Genomic DNA, 22,067 nt, shown 5'->3' on the forward strand with positions numbered 1-22,067 from the left:
TAGGGGTTTAAAATAGCAGCAATGCTACAATATACAAACTATACTATATCTTACTGGGTTTAAATAAAGAAAGATTGACCCTAATTTTAAAACCGTTAATTTTTAAACCCTGCATATAGACTTTAAATGATAAACGTAACCTTTAAATTAAAAGCGTAACCCTGAAATTAAAAGCGTAACCCTGAAATTAAAAGCGTAACCCTGAAATTAAAAGCGTAACCCTGAAATTAAAAGCGTAACCCTAAAATTACAAACATGACCTTGTTACAAGCGTTACCTTTTTAACAGTATAACCCTCAAATTAAAAGAGACTTATTTATGACAACCGAAACCCTAGAGACCACAGCCACTCACGTTGAAAAAATCTATCTAAAAGATTACACCCCGCCAAGTTACAGCGTCGATAGCGTGGCATTAGACATCAAAATGTTTGATGACCATGCGACAGTAGATAGCGAGCTACATATGACGCGTCAGCACCCTGGGGATTTGGTGTTATTCGGTCAAAACATGAGCTTAACTGCTATTAGTATCAATGACGAGCCATTAGATGACAGCCGTTATCAGCTTGATGACAGTCAATTGGTGATTGCTGATGCGCCAGATGATGTGGTGCTAAAAATTAGTGTGCGTCATCAGCCACAAAAGAATACGGAGCTTGAGGGTTTGTACATCGCCGGTGAAGGCGATGAGGTGATGTTTGTCACTCAATGTGAGCCAGAAGGGTTTCGTAAAATTACCTACTATCCAGACCGCCCTGATGTGTTGTCGGTGTTTACCACGCGTTTAGAAGCGGATAAAAAGTTTCCAACGTTACTGGCCAATGGTGACTTGATTGAATCGGGGGATGTAGAAGGCGATAGTAGCCGTCATTATGCGATTTGGCATGATGCCAGCAAAAAGCCAAGCTACTTATTTGCTTGTGTGTTCGCCAATTTATCAGTATTAGAAGACAGCTATACCACTATTGAAGGCCGTGAGGTTGCGTTAGAAATCTATACTCAAGACTATGACATTGATAAGTGTCATTTGGCGATGCAGGCACTAAAAGATGCGATGCATTGGGATGAAGTAAACTATGGTCGTGCTTATGATTTAGACCGCTACATGATTGTTGCGGTGAAGCAGTTCAATATGGGTGCGATGGAAAATAAAGGCTTGAATATCTTTAACACTTCTTGTGTGTTATCAAGCCCTGAGACCACCACGGACGCGCGCAGCTTTAGCGTGAAGTCAATTATCGCCCATGAGTACTTCCATAACTGGACCGGTAACCGAGTTACTTGTCGAGATTGGTTCCAATTGTGTCTTAAAGAGGGCTTAACCGTCTTTAGAGATCAGTCATTCTCAGCCGATCATCAGTCACCGGCAGTACAGCGTATTGATGATGTCTCTAGACTGCGTGCATTCCAACTCACCGAAGATGCAGGTCCGTTAGCGCATCCGCCACGTCCAAGCAGCTTTGTTGAGATTAATAACTTTTATACCGCTACTGTCTATGAAAAAGGCGCGGAAGTGGTACGCATGCTTGCCAATACCTTAGGTGATGAATATCGTCAGGGTACTGACACTTATTTTGAGCGTTACGATGGTCAGGCAGTGACTGTTGAAGATTGGCTGTCTGCGCTTAGCGCCAATGGCAAATCAGTTGAGCGCTTTATTGATTGGTATACCCAGCCCGGTACGCCTGAAGTGTCAGGGTCACAGCAGTTTGATAGCGCAACGGGCACTTTGACCGTTAGCCTGTCGCAACAGACCCGCCATGTTGAGGGTTATGATGCGCCAAAAGCGTTACCAATTCCAATTGCAACCGCCATCTTTGATAGAAGCAGCGGTGAGCTGATTGAAGAGCGCTTATTGATGCTAGATAAGTGGCAACAAGACTTTGTGTTTGAAAATGTGAAAACCGTTGATTCACAAGAGCCTGTGGTGTCATTACTGCGTGACTTTAGTGCGCCAGTGCAGCTTAAATACAATCACAGCGAGCAAGACTTAGCCTTTTTACTAGCCCATGAGACCAGCGGCTTTAACCAGTGGCAAAGTGCTCAAGCCTTGGTCAATCAGGTACTCATTCAAAACAAGCCAGCCGACACCTATTTACAAGCTGTCAAAAAGGCGTTCTTAGACTTAACTGAGACCGATGCCATGTTGGCTGCACGTATTTTAGATATACCGGCTGAGCGTGAGCTGGCAAGTTCGGTGAACGCCGATTATCAGCCTGAACAGATGCAGCAAAAATGGCAACAGTTAAAACAACAGGTTGCCGATAGCATGGTTGATAAATGGGCTGATATCTATCAACAGTTGCCAATTAACGAGTACGAAGATACTCCAGAAGCGCGTGGTAAACGAGCGTTGCGTAATGTGGTGCTGGACATGGCATTGACTGCCGGTATTGAAGAGGCGCAGCAGTGGGCTAAAGCACAATATGAAATGGCCAGCTGCATGACAGAGCGTTTGGGTGCTTTAAGTGCGATGGTTAATCATCAGCACCCACAAAAAGATGAGATGTTAGCTGATTTCTACCAGCGCTTTAATAAGCAAGCTTTAGTGATGGATCTGTGGTTTAGCGTTCAGGCAGCTGACGTCAATGCCAACGTCGACGATATTCAGGCATTAATTGAGCGTGATGACTTTGATTGGGGAACGCCAAACAGAATCCGTGCGGTTGTCAGTAGCTTTGCAGCGCAGCCAACTAAGCTGTGGACTAAGAAGGGGGTGCAGACTTACATCTCTGTGGTGCAAAAATTAGATAGCACCAACCCAGTATTGGCTTCTCGCTTATTACAAGCCTTGTCACGTTGGTACACCCTTGCTGAGCCGATGCGCGCTGAAGCGAAGCAGCAATTACAGCAGCTGGGCACACAAGTGACCTCTAAAAACGTCACTGAAAGTCTGCAAACCTTGCTACAAGCAGGTTAAGTCAAGGCAAGCAGGTTAAATAAAAGCAAGCAGGTAACCTAAAGTCTCTCTTTTTAATGAAAGGGAGACTTTTTTATCATCCACCGTTCATTAATCATTTAGCTTTCTTTGGCTTTGCCCAATAAAAAACGCCTAACGTGTGGTTAGGCGTTTTTTGTATCGTCAGTAAAATAGTATTCGTTGTTAGTAAAATATTAGCGGTTAGGCAACACGTCTTTGATGGTGTTACGTAAGTTGCGAAGAGAGGCAACCGTGCTGTCCCAATCTAGGCAGCCATCAGTGATTGACTTGCCGTATTCAAGTTGACTTGGATCACCGGTTAGCTTTTGGTTGCCGCCTTTTAAGTGACTTTCAATCATCAGACCCATAATCGACTTGTTACCATTGCTGATTTGTTCAGCGACATTTTGGATAACCATTGGCTGCAAGTATGGGTCTTTGCCAGAGTTGGCATGGCTTGAGTCAATCATGATTTTGACTTTGGCATTGCCTTTTTCTAGTTCATTTTCAGCTTGTTCAACTGATGATTGATCATAGTTAGGCTTGCCATTACCGCCGCGCAATACCACGTGAGCGTATGGGTTACCTTTTGACTTAATGATACACACTTGACCATCGCTAGATAGGCCTAAGAAGTTGTGACCCGTTTTAACCGCGTTCATAGCGTTAACGGCCACGGTCATGCCGCCATCAGTACCATTTTTGAAGCCAACAGGACAAGATAGACCTGAGCTCATTTCACGGTGTGTTTGACTCTCTGTGGTACGCGCGCCAATAGCAGACCAGCTGATTAAGTCTTGGATATACTGAGGCGTGTTCGGGTCCAGTGCTTCTGTCGCACAAGGTAAGCCTTTTTCGTTTAAGTCGAGCAATAGCTTACGTGCAATACGAAGACCTTTTTCGATATCAAAGCTATCATTCATATCAGGGTCATTAATCAGACCTTTCCAGCCCACTGTAGTACGTGGCTTTTCAAAATAGACGCGCATGACGATATAGATGCTGTCTTTTAACTCTTCCGCCAATTTGACCAGTTTGTCCGCGTACTCATTAGCGGCTTTGACATCATGGATAGAGCAGGGACCTACCACGACCAATAATCGTTTATCCGTGCCATCCAAAATATTTTGAATGGTAGTACGTCCTGCAAGCACCGTGTCATACGCTTTATCAGATAAAGGGTATTCAGCTTTTAAGCTGGCAGGAGTCATTAAAGGGATAAACTTTTCAATATTCACGTCATCAATATCTGCTGTGTGGGTAGTCGAATTTGTCGTCATATATATGTGCCTAGTTTAAAATTTTGTTAAAGGTTTGAAAAGTAATTATTGGGATATCCTTATGCCTGTTGCCTCAGGAGTACTCGTAAGGGCTTAATACTTCTAAATAAATGTACAGTCACTTATACTTTATTATGGGGGGTTACTCTGAGATTGACAAGTGTTACCGGCATCTTATTGCCTTATATAAGGAATGGATGGGCTAAAATTTTGTTATACTGTTTTATTGTATTTGTTGATGTACTTAAGATTTAATGCGGTTTTTATTTTTAACCTATTTTGTATATCGTGATTTCATTTTAAAGTAGAGTTTGGTTATGTTAGCAAGTTCGGCACGTCAGTCCACAGCAGTAAATAGCACAGGTTTACAGCCTAATAAGCCTTTGGTTATTGGTATTGTGGCAGGAGAGGCTTCGGGTGATAGCTTGGGTGCCGACTTTATGGCACAAATGAATGAGCTGTCTGACGATGTTATTTGGGTTGGGGTAGGCGGGCCTAAGATGAAGGCACAGGGCTTGCAGTCTTTGTTTCCGTTAGAGCGTCTGGCAGTTATGGGTCTGGTTGAGGTGCTGTCTCAGTTACCGGACTTATTAAAGGCGCGTAAAGAATTGGTCGCTGCCTTTACTGAGGCCAATGTCGATTGGTTCATAGGTATTGATGCGCCTGATTTTAATTTGCGAGTGGCACAGAAGCTTAAGCCAAAAGGCATCTTTTGTGTGCAATATGTCAGTCCCTCAATTTGGGCATGGCGCGAGTCACGTATTAAGTCGATTAAGCAAGCGACTCATTTGGTGCTGTGTTTATTCCCATTTGAGTTAGAAGTGTATCAGCGTCATCATCATCCGGCCGTCTGTGTTGGGCATCCGCTGCTACATAACTTGCCGCAGCAACTGCTTGAGATATCCACTCAAGAGCAGCGCCGTGAGTTGATTTGGCACAATTCTGAGCTTAATCAGTTCTTCGTCAAACGTAAAGAAGACATCAGCTTAATGATCTGTCTAATGCCAGGTTCACGTCGATCTGAGATTAATGCAATTTTGCCATTAATGTTAGATGCTGTGACCCGTCTGCTGCATGTCGATGAGAACTTGTGCTTTGTTATCCCGACCGTTGACAAAAATCATCAGTACATTGTGCAAGACTTAATCGACAGACAAAATGAATCACTACGTCAGGCAGTGGCCGTAGCTTACGATGAATCACAAACTCAAACCCACTTTAGCCAGTCAATTATGGCAATGAGTGACATGGTAGTGTTAGCGTCGGGTACCGCGACGCTTGAAGCCATGCTATTGACACGCCCCATGGTAGTGGTGTATCAGATGAATAAGATGACTTACAGCATTGCCAAGCGTCTTGTCAAAGTACCTTATGTTTCTTTACCCAATATTTTGGCACAGCAGCAGATTGTGCCTGAGCTCATTCAAGAGCAAGCTTCTGGTGAGAATATTTGTCGTGAAGTAACACGCTTAATGACGCCACGCGCCTATGAAGAGCAGCTGCATAATTTAGAGCAAACCAGTATTTGGTTAAATCAGCAGAGCAGTCAAAGCCCAGTATCGGCGGTGATTAATACTTGGCATGATTATATGAGACGTCAGAATCAGCAATAACAATCTGACTTTTATCATTAAACCTGCTAATCATTCACTATGTCAGCTAAGTAAGTCATTATATGAACCAAGCCACTCAACAAAATCCGCATCAAAGCCCGAAACAAGACGATCATCAGAGTCAACACGATTGCATTCAAATTGATAAACAACTCGATAGCCTACAGCTGGTATCTGAAAGCTCTGCTGCTCAGCCTAGCTTTCCAATGCCTTTGACTCAGCCAATTATTTTACAAGGTCAAATACATCGACAGGCGTTGCTTAAGCAAACTAGTGAGTGGTTAAACTCATCTCAGTCGCAAACTCAGACCCAAGCTCAGTCTCAATTATCATACGAATCTCAAACCCAATCGCAGCTGCAATTACAATTACAGTCATCGAGCACTAATGATGCAACTGCTAGTTACTCTGATACTGAAATTGACAACAACACTCATTGGCTAGATATAGGTATTGATGAAGTGGGGCGTGGGCCATTGTATGGCAGTGTGGTTGTGGCAGCCGCCATCCTACCTGAGGCTTGGTCTGCAGAAACCGATCAATTAGCGTTACATGAGACAGTATTAGCAGATATCACTGATTCTAAAAAGTTAACCGAAGTCAAGCGGGAGCGTTTATTTGAGCCAATTAAAAAACATGCTTTGGCTTATCTAATAGTCGACGTGCCAGCGGCAGTGATTGATGAGATTAATATTTTACAAGCGACACTGCAGGCAATGCGTTTGGCTAGTGAGCAGCTGATGCTTGAGGTGGTGTCTCTGCTTGAAGATTCGTTAAATATAGGACAGGTTAATAACAATCAGAAACAGCAGGTTGGCTTTAAGCTGCTAATAGATGGCAATAAACTGCCCAGTCTCGACAGCCAAACCCTAGCTAGTCATGGTATAGGGGAGAGTAGCAGATACCCGCTACAGTCGGAGGCTTGGGTCAAAGGTGATGCTCGGCATACGGCGATAGCCGCTGCCAGTATCTTGGCAAAAGTAACTCGTGATAGACAATTAGTCATTGATGGACAGCGTTATCCTGGTTATGGGCTAGAGAAGCACAAAGGCTATCCAACCAAGACCCATATCGAAGCGCTGCATAAACTTGGCGTCTTACCTGAACACAGACGCAGTTATAAGCCGGTGCAATTGGCATTAGCTGATACCGGCCCTGTTAAATAATGGCTCAAATAATGGGTGAAGTAATTAGCCAAATAAATGCGATAGCTAACTGAGTCATTGTCATTCAATTAGTCAGTTAGCTACTAGCTATCCATCCTATTCATCACTCTATCTTACTCATCACGGCGCTCAACGGGATGATCGCGTAAGTGTTGATGTAAAATCTTACGCAGCGTCAATACCGCTTCAGGAGATTCATGGATACCATGCCCGCCTGAAATGATGGTTTCACTGGCAGCGCCCTCTAAGTGCGAGCTGCTATAGGGCACTATACCATCAGAGATATTGGGCGACAACGATTGCGCGATATCTTTGGTGAGACTGCTTTCATCTTCCTTCGATTTCATTTCCGCAACTTTCTCTTCATCTGCCTCTTCTGAAATTGACTCAGAGCCGATACTGGCTGTTTTTTCTGTCAGCTCCTCTGTTGAAGGTGCAGGCTTATCTGATAACGCAGTCTCTGGCTGTGAGGTGATATTCAGACGCATTAAGCCTTGATACAGATCAGAGTCTCTATTGGCAATAATAGAGTGGTAGGTCACATCATCAGCAATTTTTAAATCAGAAGTGAGCTTCATAAATGAAGACTTATCACTGAGCTGGCTGGCGCCATTTTCAAATATTAGTGCACCCATTGGGTTCTCAACCAATTCACCTTCGGTCACGATACTGGTTAGGTTGCCTTTAATGGTCTGTGCAAAGCCAAGTGGCAACTGTACAACGCGGCGCAATAGTTGAGTAAACCAACGATCTGCAAAGTCAGTACCTCTAAATGGTGCTGAGATAAACACAGCCGTATCAACACTATCGAGCTTTTTCAAATGCAGACGGTTTTTGATACGCATTTCGTCGAATTGAGTATCTAGCAGATCACTGATTTCTCTGTCTCTTTTACCTTCGGCTAAGCGCTTGAAGTTGGCTTCAAGGTTTTCGTTAGATACCATCATACGACCAATCACGGCACCCATACTATGACCAATCAGCACCGTATTGTGACTGGCAATGTGCTCTGCATTTGGATCATTCATTTCAAATGCAGTCTCAATTAACTCTTGAATACGATAACGGTTTTCAAGCATGGGAATGTTGGTAGCATAAAATATCTGCCACACTTGGTAGTTGTCACGTAGTTTGGGGTCATTTGAAATATCGTTGGTCACACTCACCCAAGTGGCAGGACTTGATGCCAAACCATGCAGCATAATAATAACCCGCTTATTAGGGTCGTAAGGCTCTAGCATGAACAGCTGTGGCTGAGTTAAGGTCTGCTGTTTTGCTAATAAATTAAAATAACCAACATTGTCTAAACGGTTTTCGGCCAGCCACATGCCATAGCTGGCAGAGAAGTTGGCAGCCAAATAATAGGGTTTACCTAAAATATCGACCACCTTGGTGTGGTACGGGTTATACAGTCGCAAATCAAAGTCATGGCTGTCTAGCACTTCTGCTAGCGTCTCACCATGAGGAGAGATAACCGCAGACAGTAGCAAGTTGCCAGTCAGATGGATACGGTCTTTTGGGTCTTCAGCGTTAATGCGATTGTTATTGGCTCTGATTAATCCAGCAACTGAAGTGTTTAGTCGCTCATCAAACAAGGTGACGTAACTGACGCCAAAGCCTTCACGCTCACTAATGGTATTAAGACCGGAAAAGCTTAAGTCATGGCTGGCATATAATTCATCAATAGACTTGTTATGAGTTTGCGTATTTTGTAGATATTCAGGCTCATTGGGCAAATACACATCAAGGCTCACGGTTTTGGTGCCAAGATTGTATTTTTGCTGGTCTTCTTTAATAGACTGCGCGACTTCTTCGGCTTCTTCTTCTTTCGAGGTGTTGTCTAGATGATCCATCAGCTCATCGAAGTAGGGATCTTCATTAATAGGCGGGAAGGTAAAATTAAGCACTTTAAGCTGCTCGCCATATTGGGAGTTGTCTTTGCGTTTTGCACTATTAGACATGGCCGTCTTAGAATCATCCACCAATTTGGGACTGATAAAAGAGGTCATCTTGGCCACTTGCTGACTGTGATCTTTATTGGCATACAGCTGCTTAATCAAGGCATCAGTCGCCGCCTCATAGACGTCTTGAGTTTGAATATCTAAGTCTGTGATTAAGTTGCCTGGCTCTGGTTGGTCAGAGTTATTGGTATTATTGTGCGCCGTTAATTGATCATAAAATAAATAAGCGTAGCTGTATTTAATGGCACTTAATAAGTTGTCACGGTAATCGGTATTACATTGACGAAGGTACTGCATGCGCTGCAAATTATCTTCTGGCGTCATCGGTGCGTTGGCATAATAGGGATCAATAGGCGGTCTTAATATTTTAGAGACGCAGTCTTCTGACGCCTGAATTTGTCTAGCCCTTGCCATATATAACTCTGCAAATAATGCTAACGATTCGCGGCTATTAGTGTTTAACACCCCTGAATGTACCTTTGCTATACAGGCGTCAAAGTTTTCATAGCACTGATTGGCTGGCACGCCCATAGAGACAAGAACAGAGGCACTTTTGTTACTTAATGAGTTTTTAGTGACGATGTTGTCTCGCTGTTGGACAATAGTCCTACTGGCGTTTTTTTCAGATACAGAGACGGTATTACAAGCCGTCATCAAGGCACTGAGCGCTAATATCGAACCAAGGCGCAGTGTTAATTTATTCAATCTTTTTGGAATATTTATAGGCATAAGATTAAGGCTTTTGATGTTTATTGAAGAACAATATGACCCATTAATTATGAACCACTAATATAGCAATATAGCAGGTAATAATCAGAAAAAAATGGAATATACTAAATATTTGTTTGCAGAGACAAGCATCGTTTAACCGGCACAGCCAATAAACGTTTTAAAATTAATGAGTAAAGGAATAGTAATAAAGTGTGTAGGAGCAGATATAAAAATAAGTAAAGCCACTCAATTAAGTGGCTTTACTTCCATGTACGATTATTTGCTATTGTCAGCGATAGAGCTGATGAGATGCCATTTTAGTTGGCTGGTAAATCCCAAATATAATATTTACCAGATTCAACGATCTGAATTTGTTTGGCGATAGTGGCATCATCAGGATGCTTTTGCTGCAGACGCTTTAAGCGCTCTAATGCTGCAGGACGGTTGTCGCCTAATAGGTCTGCTTGAGCAATACTTTGCTCAGCTTCTTTGTAGCTTTGCTCTGCTGCTTTCAGCAAGTATTTTTTACCTTCTTTAAAGCCGCCGCCCTCAGAAAGCATCATGCCATAAATGAAGTTGGCTTCTGCGCTGTTAGGCTGTCTATCAATTGCTTTAGCAATAAAAGTACTGCCACGTACCGCATAATCTGAACCTAAGTCTAAGTTACGACCCATGCCGTTTAACTTAGCAGCACGCAATAATACTTCATAAGACGCGTTTTCATTTTCTGCAAATGGGCGTAACCATTCTTCTAACTCTTTTAACTTCTCTTTGGCATAGTAGCGGTCAGAAGGTGTTTTGAAGTTTGGCGGATAGTGACGCGCATTAGGACTGATTGAGTCAATGAAGTCATCTAGCAAACTTACGTCAAGCTGATCTGAAGGGTTGTTTTCAAATTTTGGAATAATAACCGTTGGGATATAGCTGTTATTAGCCACGCTCACCACTGGGGTAGGAATACCAGATAAGCGGTTAGTAGAAAGGTCAGTGGCTTTGTATAACGGATCAGCAGCTAATTCATTTTGCTTGTATCTGTCTTTGTGGTCGCCAGTTGAAACAGCAATAGCAGCTTGAGTTTCTTGAGCCGTTGGTGTGCTCACCGTGCTGCTGGTTGAGCTGCTAGAGCCTGGAATATTAGGCAGTGATTCACAACCTGTGGCAGCAAGTGCTAAAAGTGTAGCACTTGATAAAAGTTTGATAGAGACTTGCTTGTTCATAATAAGATCCTTGTGATAACGTCATGCACTGATGTCTTATTTAACATCAAATCAACGCTATTAGTAGGGTTGATCTGATCGCCTGTAAGCCATCATGCTAAGCGTTATTTATGATTTAAATAATAAACAGTTTTTTGGCTAAGTAATTTGGGGCCATATAACTTTATGATTATTAACGTTATGACTGTTTCAATAACTATCTAAAAGTAATTATCGAAAACAGTGATTGCTCATAAAAAAATTAATTCAATTGTCAGATAAATCATTAAACCAGATAAGTGGTTGATAACCGTTCAATTGCTATGGATAAAATTGAATCCCATAAGATACCAAGTTTGTAAATAGGATAAAAGTGGCAGGTTGTAAACGACCAAACCATTTATGTGTATTATTAATCTACCCTAAAGACTGGTGCTTATGGAGTTACAGTAAATGCCAAGCCATTTATATGACTTAACCTGGTAATATAAGCAACGATTATAAATGATAAGCAACCGCTTTCATTTGGTTCGCCATCCAGCGCATGGTTGATTTAACTGGTGCGGGTAATACTTGACCACCATAATCTAAAGCCGCCTGACGATGTTCTAACTCTTCAATATTCATCTGCGCCAATATCTCTTTACTGCGGGTATCCTGCTCAGGCAGTTTGCCCATGTGATCTTCTAAGTGTTCGCTCACTTGCGCTTCAGTTTCTGCAACAAAGCCTAAGCTAAACTCATCAGAAATCAAGCCAGCAACCGCGCCCAGACCAAAAGATAGGCCATACCAAACTGGAGTAAACACACTAGGATGGCTGCCAAGCTCATCAAGGCGGGTTTCGCACCAGACTAAGTGATCAATTTCTTCATCGGCTGAATGCTGCATTGCGTCTTTGACATGGGCATTTTTGGCAGTGAATGCTTGCCCATGATATAAGCCTTGAGCACAAACTTCGCCGGTGTGGTTGATACGCATCAAGCCTGCCACGTGGCGTGATTCATTAATTGATAGCTGAGGGATGGTCTCAGAGCTGACAGGGAGAGGGCGTGTCGATGGGTTTGAATGAGGAATGATGGCACGCAAGCTGCTGTCAAACCCCACGATTGCTTTGTCTATCAAAGTTAGATTTTTTGCCATAACGCCCTCTATATTGATTAATTATCGATCGTTGTTATTGAATGACGGTAGTAAAGGTAATAATAAAGCGCAGCTTGTTATATTAGCTCGGCTTTATTTTAGCTCGACAGTTGCGCCTTTTTCTATATTAGCAAACAGTTCCAGCACATCCCAGTTAGTCAAGCGTACACAACCTGCTGAACCTTGGCGACTGATACCTTCAGGTACTGGTGAACCATGGATACCATAAGAAGGTTTAGACAGTCCCATCCAAACTACGCCTACTGGATTATTCGGTCCTGGCGGCAACATGAATACTTGCTGCTTATCAGTGCCTTTGTTAACTGTAGACTTATACCAAGGCATTTTTACTTTATTAATAATTTTAAAGCTGCCCGTCGGTGAAGGGGTGGTGTCGCTACCCACTGTGGTTGGGTAGGTTGCTACTAGCATATCGCCTGAGTACGCGTATAAGGTTTTGTCTGCTTTATTGGCAACCACACGGTCAACTTTTGCTTTTAATGGATCAGCAGTATTAATAACAGTGATGGTTTCACCTTCAACAAACTTCTTGCCCTTGTTAAGCTTTTTCAAATAACGAATGTCCATATGGAAACGTTCGCCAAACATCTCTTCGATGTTTTCGTAATACAGACCTTTAACTTTTGATTTGGCTTCAGAGCCTGATGGTGTTGGGGCAAAAGTGGTATTTACGTCTTCTTTGGTAATGGTGTATTTAACCAATACCGGTTGATTGGTATCGATGTTTTTAGTTAAAGCATCCCAAGTGGCTTGGTCCATGCTACCGGTTGCTGGCAGGCCACTCATTTTTTGGAAATTGGTCAGCGCTTTGATACTGTTCATACCCCAACCGCCATCAAGTGGGCCTGGTGAGGCATGGTTCCAATCAAGCAGTGCTTGCAGTTTTACAGTCATCGCTGTATTTGGATTCATATTTGGTGTCCAAGTGGCGCTGTTCACCGCTTTGGCATAGCCAGACAGGCTAAGGGTAGTATAGACTTTTCCATCTTTATTTTCGATGCTTTTGATAGAGGCTTCGTCAATCTCAAGGCCCTTACTGGCAACAGCTTGACCGCCATCTTCACTTGACTCAATTTCTATTTGTTGATCGTTAGTTTTTGGCGTTTTTTTGGCGGCGGTTTTTTCGGTGACACCTTCGGTCTCTTCGATCAGTTGTTGTAGTCGATCGACTGAATCAACATCATTGCTAGCTGTGGCTTGGATATCCTCAACTTCAGCGCTATCGACTTTGGCTGTGCTGTTTTTTTGTTGAGCAAATACCGGGCTGCTGATGGCAAGCATGCCGCTGGCAACACCGGTCATGATAAGTTTGGTTAGATATGCCGACTGATGAGGCTGGTTATTTTTATAGGAAGTTTTATTGGTTGTTGTGGTTGTTAATGTATTGTTTTTTGAGGTTTTATTGATCATAGTCATTTCATATTCACCGTTGTAGAGACTTGCTATTATGCGACGAAATGAGGCTACTGGCAAATGTTTGGCACAAATTCAAAATGAAGCGTAACAATTGTGCTATTTAAGGTGGTGGCTTGATAACAAACCACTAATTTTAGGTTAAATAATTCAGGTATAATCAGTAACATTTAGCTTATTTTTTATTCATTTGTATTTTTAACCATTATATTTAACACGCATTTTAAATTAGGTGTTTTATTTAGATTTATTTTGGTTTTATTTAAATTGTTTTTTATTGAAGACACCAGGGGATAGCATGGCGGCTCAGAGTGACCGGACAAACGATAACAATAAGCTAAATAAAGCAAATAAAGTAAAAGACGATGAGTTTTATACGCAGCTAAAAGACATCGAAAAAGAGCTGCCACATTATCAAGATTATTTTAAAGACAAAATCATTCTGTGTAATTGTGATGATCCATCAAAAAGTAATTTTTTTAAATATTTTGCGATTAACTTTGATCAGCTGGGTATAAAACAGCTAATAGCGACTTATTTTAACGCTAATAAACCGGTTTATAGATATGAAGTCAATAATGCCCTGAGCTTAAACAAAGACGGTAATATTGATTTAACTGAAGTAAAAAAGACACCGCTACAGCAGCAAGGTGACTTTCAAAGTTCTGAATGTATTGAGATTTTAAAGTCTGCAGATATTGTTGTTACCAATCCGCCGTTTTCATTGTTTAGAGCTTTTATAGAAGTGCTGATGCAGCATGAAAAGCAGTTTTTGGTTATTGGTAATAGCAATGCCATCAGTTACAAAGATTGCTTTGAATATATTATGAATGACCAAATGTGGTTGGGTTACAATAATGTGCGTTGGTTTTACAAGCCAGACGGGACGTTGTTTGAAGCTGCGCGCTCATTTTGGTATACCAACTTAGATAATTTAAAGCGGCATAAGCGTTTTGAGCTGGATAAAACTTTCTGTGCAGACGACTATCCACAATATGATAATATTCATGCTATCGAGGTCGGCAAGGCCAAAAATATTCCGATTGATTATAGCGGGGTGATGGGCGTACCGATTACCTTTATTGATAAGTACAATCCAGATCAGTTTGAAATTGTTGGTTTAGACTACCATGTAAAAGAGGGTAGGCTGCCACATCTTGTCAAAAGTGAGTGGCAAGGTAAGCTAGATAGGGCATATTTAAAGGGCAAGCGGCTTTATTCGCGAGTGTTAATTAGGCACAACTTAGATAATACAGCCCATATAATAATGAACAAGGATTGATCAGCATGCCCTTCGAGTACGTTAATATTGACTGTCAGCAATCGGGTCCGCCCTCTCAGTATCTGGATAAACGCTATACCCTGGTAAAGTGTGTGTTCAAAAATAAAGTTAACTTATCGAAGGACTATCATGATAAAGCTTGGGCATTGGCGCAACAAGTTAATCCCAAGCAGGCCAATGATGCGGTTAGCTCAAGAGACAAGCAGCGATTGATTCAAGATGCACTAGGCGGTGTGTTAGCAGAGTATGGTTGGTTTCATTATATTAATCGTGTTTTTGGTGATAATTCCGTCAGCTTTACAGAAATGAAGCAGGGCGAGCAACAGATCGACTTAAAACTCAGTAATGGCACGACCATTGAGGTGCGTTCTTCTTTTCCAAGAAATGGTATTGAGTTTGCGGTTTGTCATAGCCGTCATCAATTCAAAAATATCTGTAAGTATGAAAACCTGTACAAATTGCAAGAGACAGCAAAAGACTTCTTCGCTTGCGTCTATTTTGAAACTCAAAAAGATCAGTTATTGGCCGCTGAAGAGATAGTGTTTTATTTGGTGGGTGGTTCGACTCGCGATATGATGCTTGACGATAGCATCGCCTATGACACAGACTTGGTCGCTGAAGATGATTTAACCCAGCAAACAACCAAATACAAGGTGATTAATATCAGTAATGCACTGGATATCAGCGGCTTTGAGCAATACATGCAACAATTGGGATATCAAAAAAATAACACCCTGTTTTAATTAAATCAGCAGCTGAATCATTTAAACTATTTATCAATAGCAATACTTAACAGCACTTTACTAAACTATTTTATCAACCATTAACCAATCACTTAATTAAAACTTTTTTTAACTTAGATTCTTTAAATTTACATTCTTTTAATTTAACCAATAGGCTCGTGTACTATGTCAACAAACGATTCATCAACGTCTAATATTCAAGACAACGCATCACTTTCAGCGGTAAACCTTGATCCAGAAGCCTTACTGGCACAAATCCAAAGCGCTAATAATGACACTGGCGGCTACAGCATGGAAGAGATTAATCTACAGCAAGATGGTCAGTTTGATGGCCTACTGGCTGATTGCGATGAGGCTTTAACCTCACTGCTAACCATTCGTGACTTTATTCGCTTTTGCGTGACTCAATTACGCAATCATGACGTGGTCGTGGCTCAAGGCACCAATGATGTGTTCGCTGAAGCCGCTGCCATTGTATTACACAGTTTGTCGCTAGATTGGTCGGCAGAAGAGCAGATTTTAGATTGTCGTTTGACACCGTCTGAAAAAGGCGAGGTGTTAACCTTATTACAAGCGCGAATTATTTATCGTAAGCCACTAAGCTACTTGGTGAATCTGGCTTACTTCTGTGACTTGCCTTTCTATGTGGATGAGCGAGTGCTGATTCCAAGATCACCAATTGCCGAGTTGATACGTCAACAGTTCTATCCTTATTTTGAAACCAATGAATATGCTCAGCCACTAGCTCCGGATTCCACTGTGGATATTCCGGTATTTTATATGCATGGCTTAGAAGAAAAGCAGCTGTATCAGCCAGAGCGTATCTTAGACTTATGTACTGGTTCAGGCTGTATCGCTATTGCACTGGCCAGTCGCTTTAGAGATGCGTTGGTGGATGCGGCTGATATTGATACCGATGCGTTGCAAGTGGCGGCGGTTAACGTTGAGCACCATGGTATGGAGCATCAGCTAAACTTAATCGAGTCAGATTTATTTGACAAAATACCTGCTGAGAACCAATATGAGCTTATCGTCACCAACCCGCCTTATGTTGACGCGGCAGCGATGGCTGAGTTACCACCTGAGTTTATCCATGAGCCTGAGCATGCATTAGCTGCAGGACAAGATGGCTTGGATTTGGTACATAAAATTTTGCTAGAAGCACCTGATTATTTGAGTGCTGAAGGTCTGTTGGTTTGTGAAGTCGGTGACAGTGAATGGGCGCTGCGTCAGGCATATCCAGAAATTCAGTTTGACTGGTTAACCTTCGTACATGGCGGACACGGTATCTTCGCAATAGATCGTGCTACTTTATTAAATTACCGTGATTTGTTTGCAGAACAGGTTGCACAGCTAAGCGAATAGTTGGCTAGCTGTACTTTTCAAAACTTTTCAAATTTAGGCGTATACCTATTAACACTCAATAAATAGAGCATGAGCTATGGCAGGAAATAGTATTGGACAGGCATTTAAAGTGACGACTTGTGGTGAGTCACATGGGCCAGGGTTGTTGGCTATCGTTGATGGCGTACCGCCAGGACTTGAGTTAAGTGCTGAGGATTTGCAGCAAGACTTAGACAGACGTAAGCCAGGTACCTCAAAATTTGCAACCCAACGCCGTGAACCTGATGAAGTTGAGATCATATCAGGGGTGTTCGAGGGCAAAACCACGGGCACTTCTATTGGTCTGCTTATTCGCAATACCAATCAAAAGTCCAAAGACTATAGCGACATCAAAAACACCTTCCGCCCAGGTCATGCCGACTATACCTATAGTATGAAATATGGCTTTCGTGACTATCGCGGCGGCGGACGCTCATCTGCCCGTGAAACTGCAATGCGAGTCGCGGCCGGTGCCATTGCCAAGAAGTATCTGCAACAGCGCCTGGGTATTAATATCCATGGCCATGTGGTCCAAATCGGTAATGAGCTGGCAAAACAGCAAGATCCTAGCACTATCGACTGGGAGTTTGTGAATAGCAATCCTTTCTTCTGTGCTGATGCGGATGCCATACCACGCTTTGAGTCGTTGATTACCGATTTACGCAAACAAGGCAGTAGCTGTGGCGCTAAGCTAGAAGTGATTGCTTCGGGTGTGCCGGTTGGTTTGGGTGAGCCTGTTTTCGATCGATTAGATGCTGATATTGCGCATGCCATGATGAGTATTAACGCGGTAAAAGGCGTTGAAATTGGCGATGGTATGCAGGTAGCAGAGCAGTTTGGTCATACTTCGCGTGATGAGCTAACCCCTGAAGGCTTTACTGCCAATCATTCTGGCGGAATATTGGGCGGCATATCATCAGGACAGGACATCAAAGTGAGTATTGCGCTAAAGCCAACCTCTAGTATTACCACAGCAGGCGACAGTATCGATCAGCAAGGTAATCCAGTGCAAATGTTGACCAAAGGCCGTCATGATCCTTGTGTTGGTGTTAGAGCAACGCCTATCGCTGAAGCGATGCTGGCGATTGTATTGATGGATCATTATTTGCGTCATCGTGGTCAAAACGCTGATGTCACTTATCCACTTGAGCCCATCGCGCCTTAAGGTTTTAACACTGAAAGCTCATCAGGGTTTGAGTAGTTAGAGGCCTGATATAAGCACTCTGATGAGCCAAGTACTTTAATAAGCTAAGTGCTCTGATGAGCCAAGTACTTTCATAAGTTGAGCGTTCTAATCACATTGAACAATGGCACCTTAACCGATTGCCGCTTAATAGTAATAACAATAACCTAGCAGAATATTATAAAAATATATTACAAATAAATATTATAAAGAATAAGGACAGAAGATTATGACTCAATCACATCATCACCCGATAGCAGACAGTAACGATCAACAGGCAACCTCTGCTTCAGTCACAGATGAGCAGGTCATTAATTGGATTAAGTCGCGTCGCAGTATTGGTAACTTGAGCATACCGGCGCCCAATGCAAATCAACTAAAGGCAGCTATTGAATGTGCGATGACAGCACCAGATCATAAAAAACTACAACCCTGGCGCTTTAGCATTGTTGAAGGGCAGGCAAGACATGAGATGGGGCGAGCATTACTTGAAGCAGCACAAGCGCAAGCAGAGCGTGAAGGTACGGAGCTTGACGAACGCACAACAGAGAAGACGTTGAAGATGCCGCTGCGTGCACCCATGATAATAACAGTGACGACTCGTATGCGTTATCATGAAAAAGTGCCGTCATTCGAGCAAATGCTCAGTACCGGCGCTGCAGTACAAAACTTAATTTTAGCGCTACAAGCACAAGGTTTTAGTAGTGTCTGGCGTACCGGTACATTGGCCAACGAGCCAGCAGTGAAGCGTTACTTTAACGTTGGTGCAGAAGATTATATTTGTGCTTTTGTGTATGTGGGCACTAGCCATTGTGCGATGCCTGGTCGTGGTGACTTTGAGATAACCGACTTTGTGCGCCATATGTAACCGTTTTATTTAGAGCCTTAATTGACCTAAAACTCTGTTTGATCTAGAGCTTTATTGAGTTCATGACGCCATAAACTTAGCAACTTTATTTAACTTCTGCTTAAAGCCTTAAACTATCGACAATGCAGGGCAATGGAAATAATTGCGATAGATTGGCTCACAACTGGCAGATTGTTTATTTTACTGTTTTAGGTTAATTTAACTTAATAATATAGCCTAATATTAGCCGGCTTAACCTTGATTGCATTTATTTAAATATTTAAAAAATTATCAGATTTAAATCAAACCGCATTTAACACATTAACATTAATAATATGAGAGTAAGTCAATGACAGACGATAACCTAGTGAATAAGAAGGATGACAATCCAGTTGCTGCTGATGATCAAAACAAAACAGCAGAAGACAAGCCTGGCTTTAACTCAGGTATTATTGCCAGCTTATTTGAAAAGGCCACTAAGGCGACAAAAGCCAAACGCAACCCTATATTCGACCCATCGGTAGTCGAAGAGATTGTGGTCAATAATATGAATAAACCACAGCCGCCAAAAGGCATGCACAATTTGCGCTTGACCTTCTTAGGCGGGGGTAGCTTTGGTACTGCCATGTCAAACTTAGCGGCTCGCAATGGCTGTGACTCAACCTTATGGGTACGTAATAAGCGCACCGTTAAGTCACTGCAAAAGACACGTATTAACAAAAAATATTTGCCAGACTATACCTTAGATGAGCGCTTAAAGTACGAGCATGACTTGCAGGCTGCGGTACAAGATAAAGATATTATCTTTGTGGCCGTACCAAGCTCGGCATTTAGAGAAACGCTTAGAAAAATTAAACCTTATTTGACAGGTCAGTCTGTGGTATCACTGACTAAGGGTATGGAAAAAGACACCTTTAGTTTAATGAGCGATATCATCAAGCAAGAGCTACCAGAAGTGAACTATGGCGTGATGTCAGGGCCAAACTTAGCGGTAGAAATTATGCAGAACATGCCGTCAGCCTCAGTCATCGCCAGTGAGTCTGAGCACCTGCGTCATGCGGTTCAATCTGCATTGCACAGTGCTTTTTTTAGAATATTTGCTTCGGATGATGTGAAAGGGGTTGAGCTTGGCGGTGCGCTAAAAAATATCTATGCGATTGCCATGGGTATGGCAGCTTCATATAACGTGGGTGAGAATACCAAAGCCATGCTATTGACTCGTGCGTTGGCTGAAATGAGCCGCTTCGGTGCTGCTGCTGGTGCAAATCCGTTAACCTTCTTAGGCTTATCCGGTGTTGGTGATTTATACGCAACTTGTAGCTCTGAGCTGAGCCGTAACTACCGTATTGGTAATATGCTGGGTAAGGGCATTAGTTTAGAAGCCGCCATTAAAAAGTTAGGTCAGACCGCTGAGGGTGTGAATACCATTCAGCAGGTGCATGAAAAGGCAACCAAGCAAGGTATATATATGCCAATTACCCATGCGCTGTATGCGGTTATCTTTGAAGATCAAGCAGCATTAGGGGTTGCACTAAACCTTATGGAGTCTGGCTTTAGAAGTGATGTTGAGTTTGTCATGCCACATGAATATAGCAATGAGGCACTCAATGCTCAGATTGCTGCGGCAACTGACCAAGAGTAATAACCAGATTCATTTACTCTGAGTTAGCAAATACTGTTATAACCAACAAATAGGCTGAAGTGTTATGAAGCTCATTTTAATGCGTCATGGACAAGCAGGGTATCAAAGCACCAATGATGCGGATCGTCAATTAACTGAGTTTGGTCAAAAGCAAGCTCAGCAATCAGCGCAGGCTTTGCTAGAGCGCTATCAGCCTGATTTGTTTGTGGTGAGCCCTTATACTCGAGCCAAACAAACGTTAGCCGCTTTCACCAAAATAAACCCTGAAATACCGGTGGTTGAGCTTGAAGGCATTACCCCAGATGCGGACCCAGTCAAAGGGTTAGACAGCATATTTGATTTGGTATTAGATGCTGCTAAGCAAAACGGCGTAAGCGAGCAAGATAAGCTTGAGTGTGTATTGGTGGTTTGTCATATGCCTATCGTGGCTAAGATGGCAGGTTTATTGATTGCACAAGATGCTGAGCCTTATGCACTGGCAGAAGCTAGAGTGTTTGATGCTGAGTTGGTAGCGCCGGATATGGGTGACGAAGTGGATCGATTTGTACCCGATCAATATTAAATTTCTTATTCAACATGCAATATCTAGGTCTAAGTAACATCCAAGTATAAGCACGAACAGTTTAAATACCAGTTATTTGAGTTTCGGTTGTTTTGATAGTTGTATTATTAATAGTTAAGGAGGCAAGGGCCAATGGATAATAATAACGATAGAAAGCAAGTGCCGCTAACGCCTCCTGAGCCGCCCATCTCTAATAGTGGTCCTTTTGCTCCTGATGCTAGTTTAGAGCAGCAGCGCTTACACCAACTTTCAACGGCACGTCATTCAGGACTTTCTGGACAGTCGACTCTAAGCGACGAGCAGCTGACAAATTTGGTGAAATACAACCATATAAGCTATTTGCTGTATGTGCTCAGTATTTTCACAGCAGGCTTGTTGTGGATAGTGCCGATTATTATGAATTACGCACGTCGACGCGAGGCAGATAATACTTGGCTTGCGACTCACTTTGACTGGCAGATTAAAACCTTTTGGTACAGTATTATCTTTGTCGCTGCCGGTATTATTATAGGATTGATTGGACTTGGCGGCTTAGGTATTGGTGTATTTTCTGAGAGTAGTGGTATGGCTCTTGGCTCGGTACTGCTGACCATTATCGGTGGCGGGATATTTGTGTTCGCTAATTTTTGGCATATTTATCGAATCGTCAGAGGCTGGATTGCACTGACAGATCATAGACCCGTTCCTTAGTTTTGCTAAAGCTAATAATGGGTTTGTATATTTTTACTTATCATCACTAACGTCAATGACGCTATAGGCAGCTAATGAAAAGTCTGGCTTATAGCGTATACATTTGTTGTGATAAACCGATGAATTACATCAATTATACTGTTATAATCGTCACCTCTTAAGTATCACTGACTAAGAGTCCCTTAAACTCATTATGGGTCTAAATATAGTCACTGATGATAACGTTTTAAAAGCAGATTTTTTACATTTCAACTCTTTAACAAATGCTTTACTGATAGCTTTGTTCTATTTACTTATCCCATAACAGGTTAC

The 22,067-nt window shown here is 42.4% G+C and carries 16 protein-coding genes; 11 read left to right on the plus strand and 5 right to left on the minus strand.

Going from position 1 to position 22,067, the window contains the following annotated elements; translation table 11 throughout:
- Positions 1-318 precede the first annotated feature (318 nt).
- Positions 319-2,922, plus strand: coding sequence for an aminopeptidase N (pepN, locus tag A6J60_RS12945; protein WP_096066342.1), 2,604 nt, complete (start codon positions 319-321; stop codon positions 2,920-2,922).
- A 194-nt stretch (positions 2,923-3,116) separates the two neighbouring features.
- On the opposite strand, the gene A6J60_RS12950 is transcribed toward pepN, so the two are convergent.
- The gene (locus A6J60_RS12950; protein ID WP_096066343.1) at positions 3,117-4,202 is read right to left on the minus strand and encodes a 3-deoxy-7-phosphoheptulonate synthase; all 1,086 of its coding nucleotides are present in this window, start codon (positions 4,200-4,202) and stop codon (positions 3,117-3,119) included.
- A 317-nt stretch (positions 4,203-4,519) separates the two neighbouring features.
- Between A6J60_RS12950 and lpxB the strand changes: the two genes are divergently transcribed.
- Together lpxB and A6J60_RS12960 are read left to right on the plus strand one after the other, a co-directional pair.
- Positions 4,520-5,815: a lipid-A-disaccharide synthase gene (lpxB, locus tag A6J60_RS12955; protein WP_096066344.1), complete on the plus strand. Its 1,296-nt coding sequence runs from the start codon at positions 4,520-4,522 to the stop codon at positions 5,813-5,815.
- Between the two features lie 62 nt (positions 5,816-5,877).
- On the plus strand, positions 5,878-6,981 hold the full coding sequence (locus tag A6J60_RS12960; protein WP_227526155.1) for a ribonuclease HII: 1,104 nt from the start codon (positions 5,878-5,880) through the stop codon (positions 6,979-6,981).
- A gap of 113 nt (positions 6,982-7,094) precedes the next feature.
- Here the strand turns inward: A6J60_RS12960 and A6J60_RS12965 are convergent, their stop codons facing one another.
- The 4 genes from A6J60_RS12965 to A6J60_RS12980 form a co-directional block, all read right to left on the minus strand.
- Positions 7,095-9,671: an esterase/lipase family protein gene (locus A6J60_RS12965; protein ID WP_227526156.1), complete on the minus strand. Its 2,577-nt coding sequence runs from the start codon at positions 9,669-9,671 to the stop codon at positions 7,095-7,097.
- Positions 9,672-9,970: 299 nt separating this feature from the next.
- A complete protein-coding gene (locus A6J60_RS12970) occupies positions 9,971-10,870 on the minus strand; it encodes a tetratricopeptide repeat protein (RefSeq protein WP_096066345.1) in 900 nt (299 codons plus the stop codon).
- A 477-nt stretch (positions 10,871-11,347) separates the two neighbouring features.
- Positions 11,348-11,989, minus strand: a complete 642-nt coding sequence (gene coq7 / locus A6J60_RS12975; RefSeq protein ID WP_096066346.1) for a 2-polyprenyl-3-methyl-6-methoxy-1,4-benzoquinone monooxygenase — start codon at positions 11,987-11,989, stop codon at positions 11,348-11,350.
- A 93-nt stretch (positions 11,990-12,082) separates the two neighbouring features.
- Positions 12,083-13,420, minus strand: coding sequence for a L,D-transpeptidase family protein (locus A6J60_RS12980; RefSeq protein ID WP_227526157.1), 1,338 nt, complete (start codon positions 13,418-13,420; stop codon positions 12,083-12,085).
- 301 nt (positions 13,421-13,721) lie between these two features.
- Here A6J60_RS12980 and A6J60_RS12985 point away from each other — a divergent pair, with 301 nt between their 5' ends.
- The 8 genes from A6J60_RS12985 to A6J60_RS13020 all read left to right on the plus strand — a co-directional run bounded on the left by A6J60_RS12985 (position 13,722) and on the right by A6J60_RS13020 (position 21,755).
- A complete protein-coding gene (locus A6J60_RS12985) occupies positions 13,722-14,705 on the plus strand; it encodes an adenine-specific methyltransferase EcoRI family protein (RefSeq protein ID WP_096066348.1) in 984 nt (327 codons plus the stop codon).
- 5 nt (positions 14,706-14,710) lie between these two features.
- Positions 14,711-15,448 (plus strand): hypothetical protein, encoded by a 738-nt coding sequence (locus tag A6J60_RS12990; protein WP_096066349.1) that lies wholly within the window; start codon positions 14,711-14,713, stop codon positions 15,446-15,448.
- A gap of 291 nt (positions 15,449-15,739) precedes the next feature.
- The gene (prmB, locus tag A6J60_RS12995; protein WP_096066598.1) at positions 15,740-16,813 is read left to right on the plus strand and encodes a 50S ribosomal protein L3 N(5)-glutamine methyltransferase; all 1,074 of its coding nucleotides are present in this window, start codon (positions 15,740-15,742) and stop codon (positions 16,811-16,813) included.
- 76 nt (positions 16,814-16,889) lie between these two features.
- The gene (gene aroC, locus A6J60_RS13000; protein ID WP_096066350.1) at positions 16,890-17,996 is read left to right on the plus strand and encodes a chorismate synthase; all 1,107 of its coding nucleotides are present in this window, start codon (positions 16,890-16,892) and stop codon (positions 17,994-17,996) included.
- Between the two features lie 247 nt (positions 17,997-18,243).
- Complete coding sequence (locus tag A6J60_RS13005; RefSeq protein ID WP_096066351.1) at positions 18,244-18,882, plus strand: nitroreductase; 639 nt, start codon at positions 18,244-18,246, stop codon at positions 18,880-18,882.
- Positions 18,883-19,210: 328 nt separating this feature from the next.
- On the plus strand, positions 19,211-20,503 hold the full coding sequence (locus tag A6J60_RS13010) for an NAD(P)H-dependent glycerol-3-phosphate dehydrogenase (RefSeq protein WP_096066352.1): 1,293 nt from the start codon (positions 19,211-19,213) through the stop codon (positions 20,501-20,503).
- 64 nt (positions 20,504-20,567) lie between these two features.
- Positions 20,568-21,065 carry a SixA phosphatase family protein gene (locus A6J60_RS13015; protein WP_096066353.1) on the plus strand — a complete coding sequence of 166 codons (498 nt, stop codon included), beginning with the start codon at positions 20,568-20,570 and terminating at the stop codon, positions 21,063-21,065.
- A gap of 132 nt (positions 21,066-21,197) precedes the next feature.
- A complete protein-coding gene (locus A6J60_RS13020; protein WP_227526159.1) occupies positions 21,198-21,755 on the plus strand; it encodes a DUF4870 family protein in 558 nt (185 codons plus the stop codon).
- Positions 21,756-22,067: the final 312 nt, after the last annotated feature.

It is taken from the genome of Psychrobacter sp. FDAARGOS_221, from assembly GCF_002313155.2.
Taxonomy (GTDB): Bacteria; Pseudomonadota; Gammaproteobacteria; order Pseudomonadales; family Moraxellaceae; genus Psychrobacter.

What these genes read in the sequence shown, in the direction of transcription:
- pepN (WP_096066342.1), top strand. Translation starts at nt 319, where the DNA reads ATGACAACCGAAACCCTAGAGACCACAGCCACTCACGTTGAAAAAATC.
- A6J60_RS12950 (WP_096066343.1), bottom strand. Translation starts at nt 4,202, where the DNA reads ATGACGACAAATTCGACTACCCACACAGCAGATATTGATGACGTGAAT.
- lpxB (WP_096066344.1), top strand. Translation starts at nt 4,520, where the DNA reads ATGTTAGCAAGTTCGGCACGTCAGTCCACAGCAGTAAATAGCACAGGT.
- A6J60_RS12960 (WP_227526155.1), top strand. Translation starts at nt 5,878, where the DNA reads ATGAACCAAGCCACTCAACAAAATCCGCATCAAAGCCCGAAACAAGAC.
- A6J60_RS12965 (WP_227526156.1), bottom strand. Translation starts at nt 9,671, where the DNA reads ATGCCTATAAATATTCCAAAAAGATTGAATAAATTAACACTGCGCCTT.
- A6J60_RS12970 (WP_096066345.1), bottom strand. Translation starts at nt 10,870, where the DNA reads ATGAACAAGCAAGTCTCTATCAAACTTTTATCAAGTGCTACACTTTTA.
- coq7 (WP_096066346.1), bottom strand. Translation starts at nt 11,989, where the DNA reads ATGGCAAAAAATCTAACTTTGATAGACAAAGCAATCGTGGGGTTTGAC.
- A6J60_RS12980 (WP_227526157.1), bottom strand. Translation starts at nt 13,420, where the DNA reads ATGATCAATAAAACCTCAAAAAACAATACATTAACAACCACAACAACC.
- A6J60_RS12985 (WP_096066348.1), top strand. Translation starts at nt 13,722, where the DNA reads ATGGCGGCTCAGAGTGACCGGACAAACGATAACAATAAGCTAAATAAA.
- A6J60_RS12990 (WP_096066349.1), top strand. Translation starts at nt 14,711, where the DNA reads ATGCCCTTCGAGTACGTTAATATTGACTGTCAGCAATCGGGTCCGCCC.
- prmB (WP_096066598.1), top strand. Translation starts at nt 15,740, where the DNA reads ATGGAAGAGATTAATCTACAGCAAGATGGTCAGTTTGATGGCCTACTG.
- aroC (WP_096066350.1), top strand. Translation starts at nt 16,890, where the DNA reads ATGGCAGGAAATAGTATTGGACAGGCATTTAAAGTGACGACTTGTGGT.
- A6J60_RS13005 (WP_096066351.1), top strand. Translation starts at nt 18,244, where the DNA reads ATGACTCAATCACATCATCACCCGATAGCAGACAGTAACGATCAACAG.
- A6J60_RS13010 (WP_096066352.1), top strand. Translation starts at nt 19,211, where the DNA reads ATGACAGACGATAACCTAGTGAATAAGAAGGATGACAATCCAGTTGCT.
- A6J60_RS13015 (WP_096066353.1), top strand. Translation starts at nt 20,568, where the DNA reads ATGAAGCTCATTTTAATGCGTCATGGACAAGCAGGGTATCAAAGCACC.
- A6J60_RS13020 (WP_227526159.1), top strand. Translation starts at nt 21,198, where the DNA reads ATGGATAATAATAACGATAGAAAGCAAGTGCCGCTAACGCCTCCTGAG.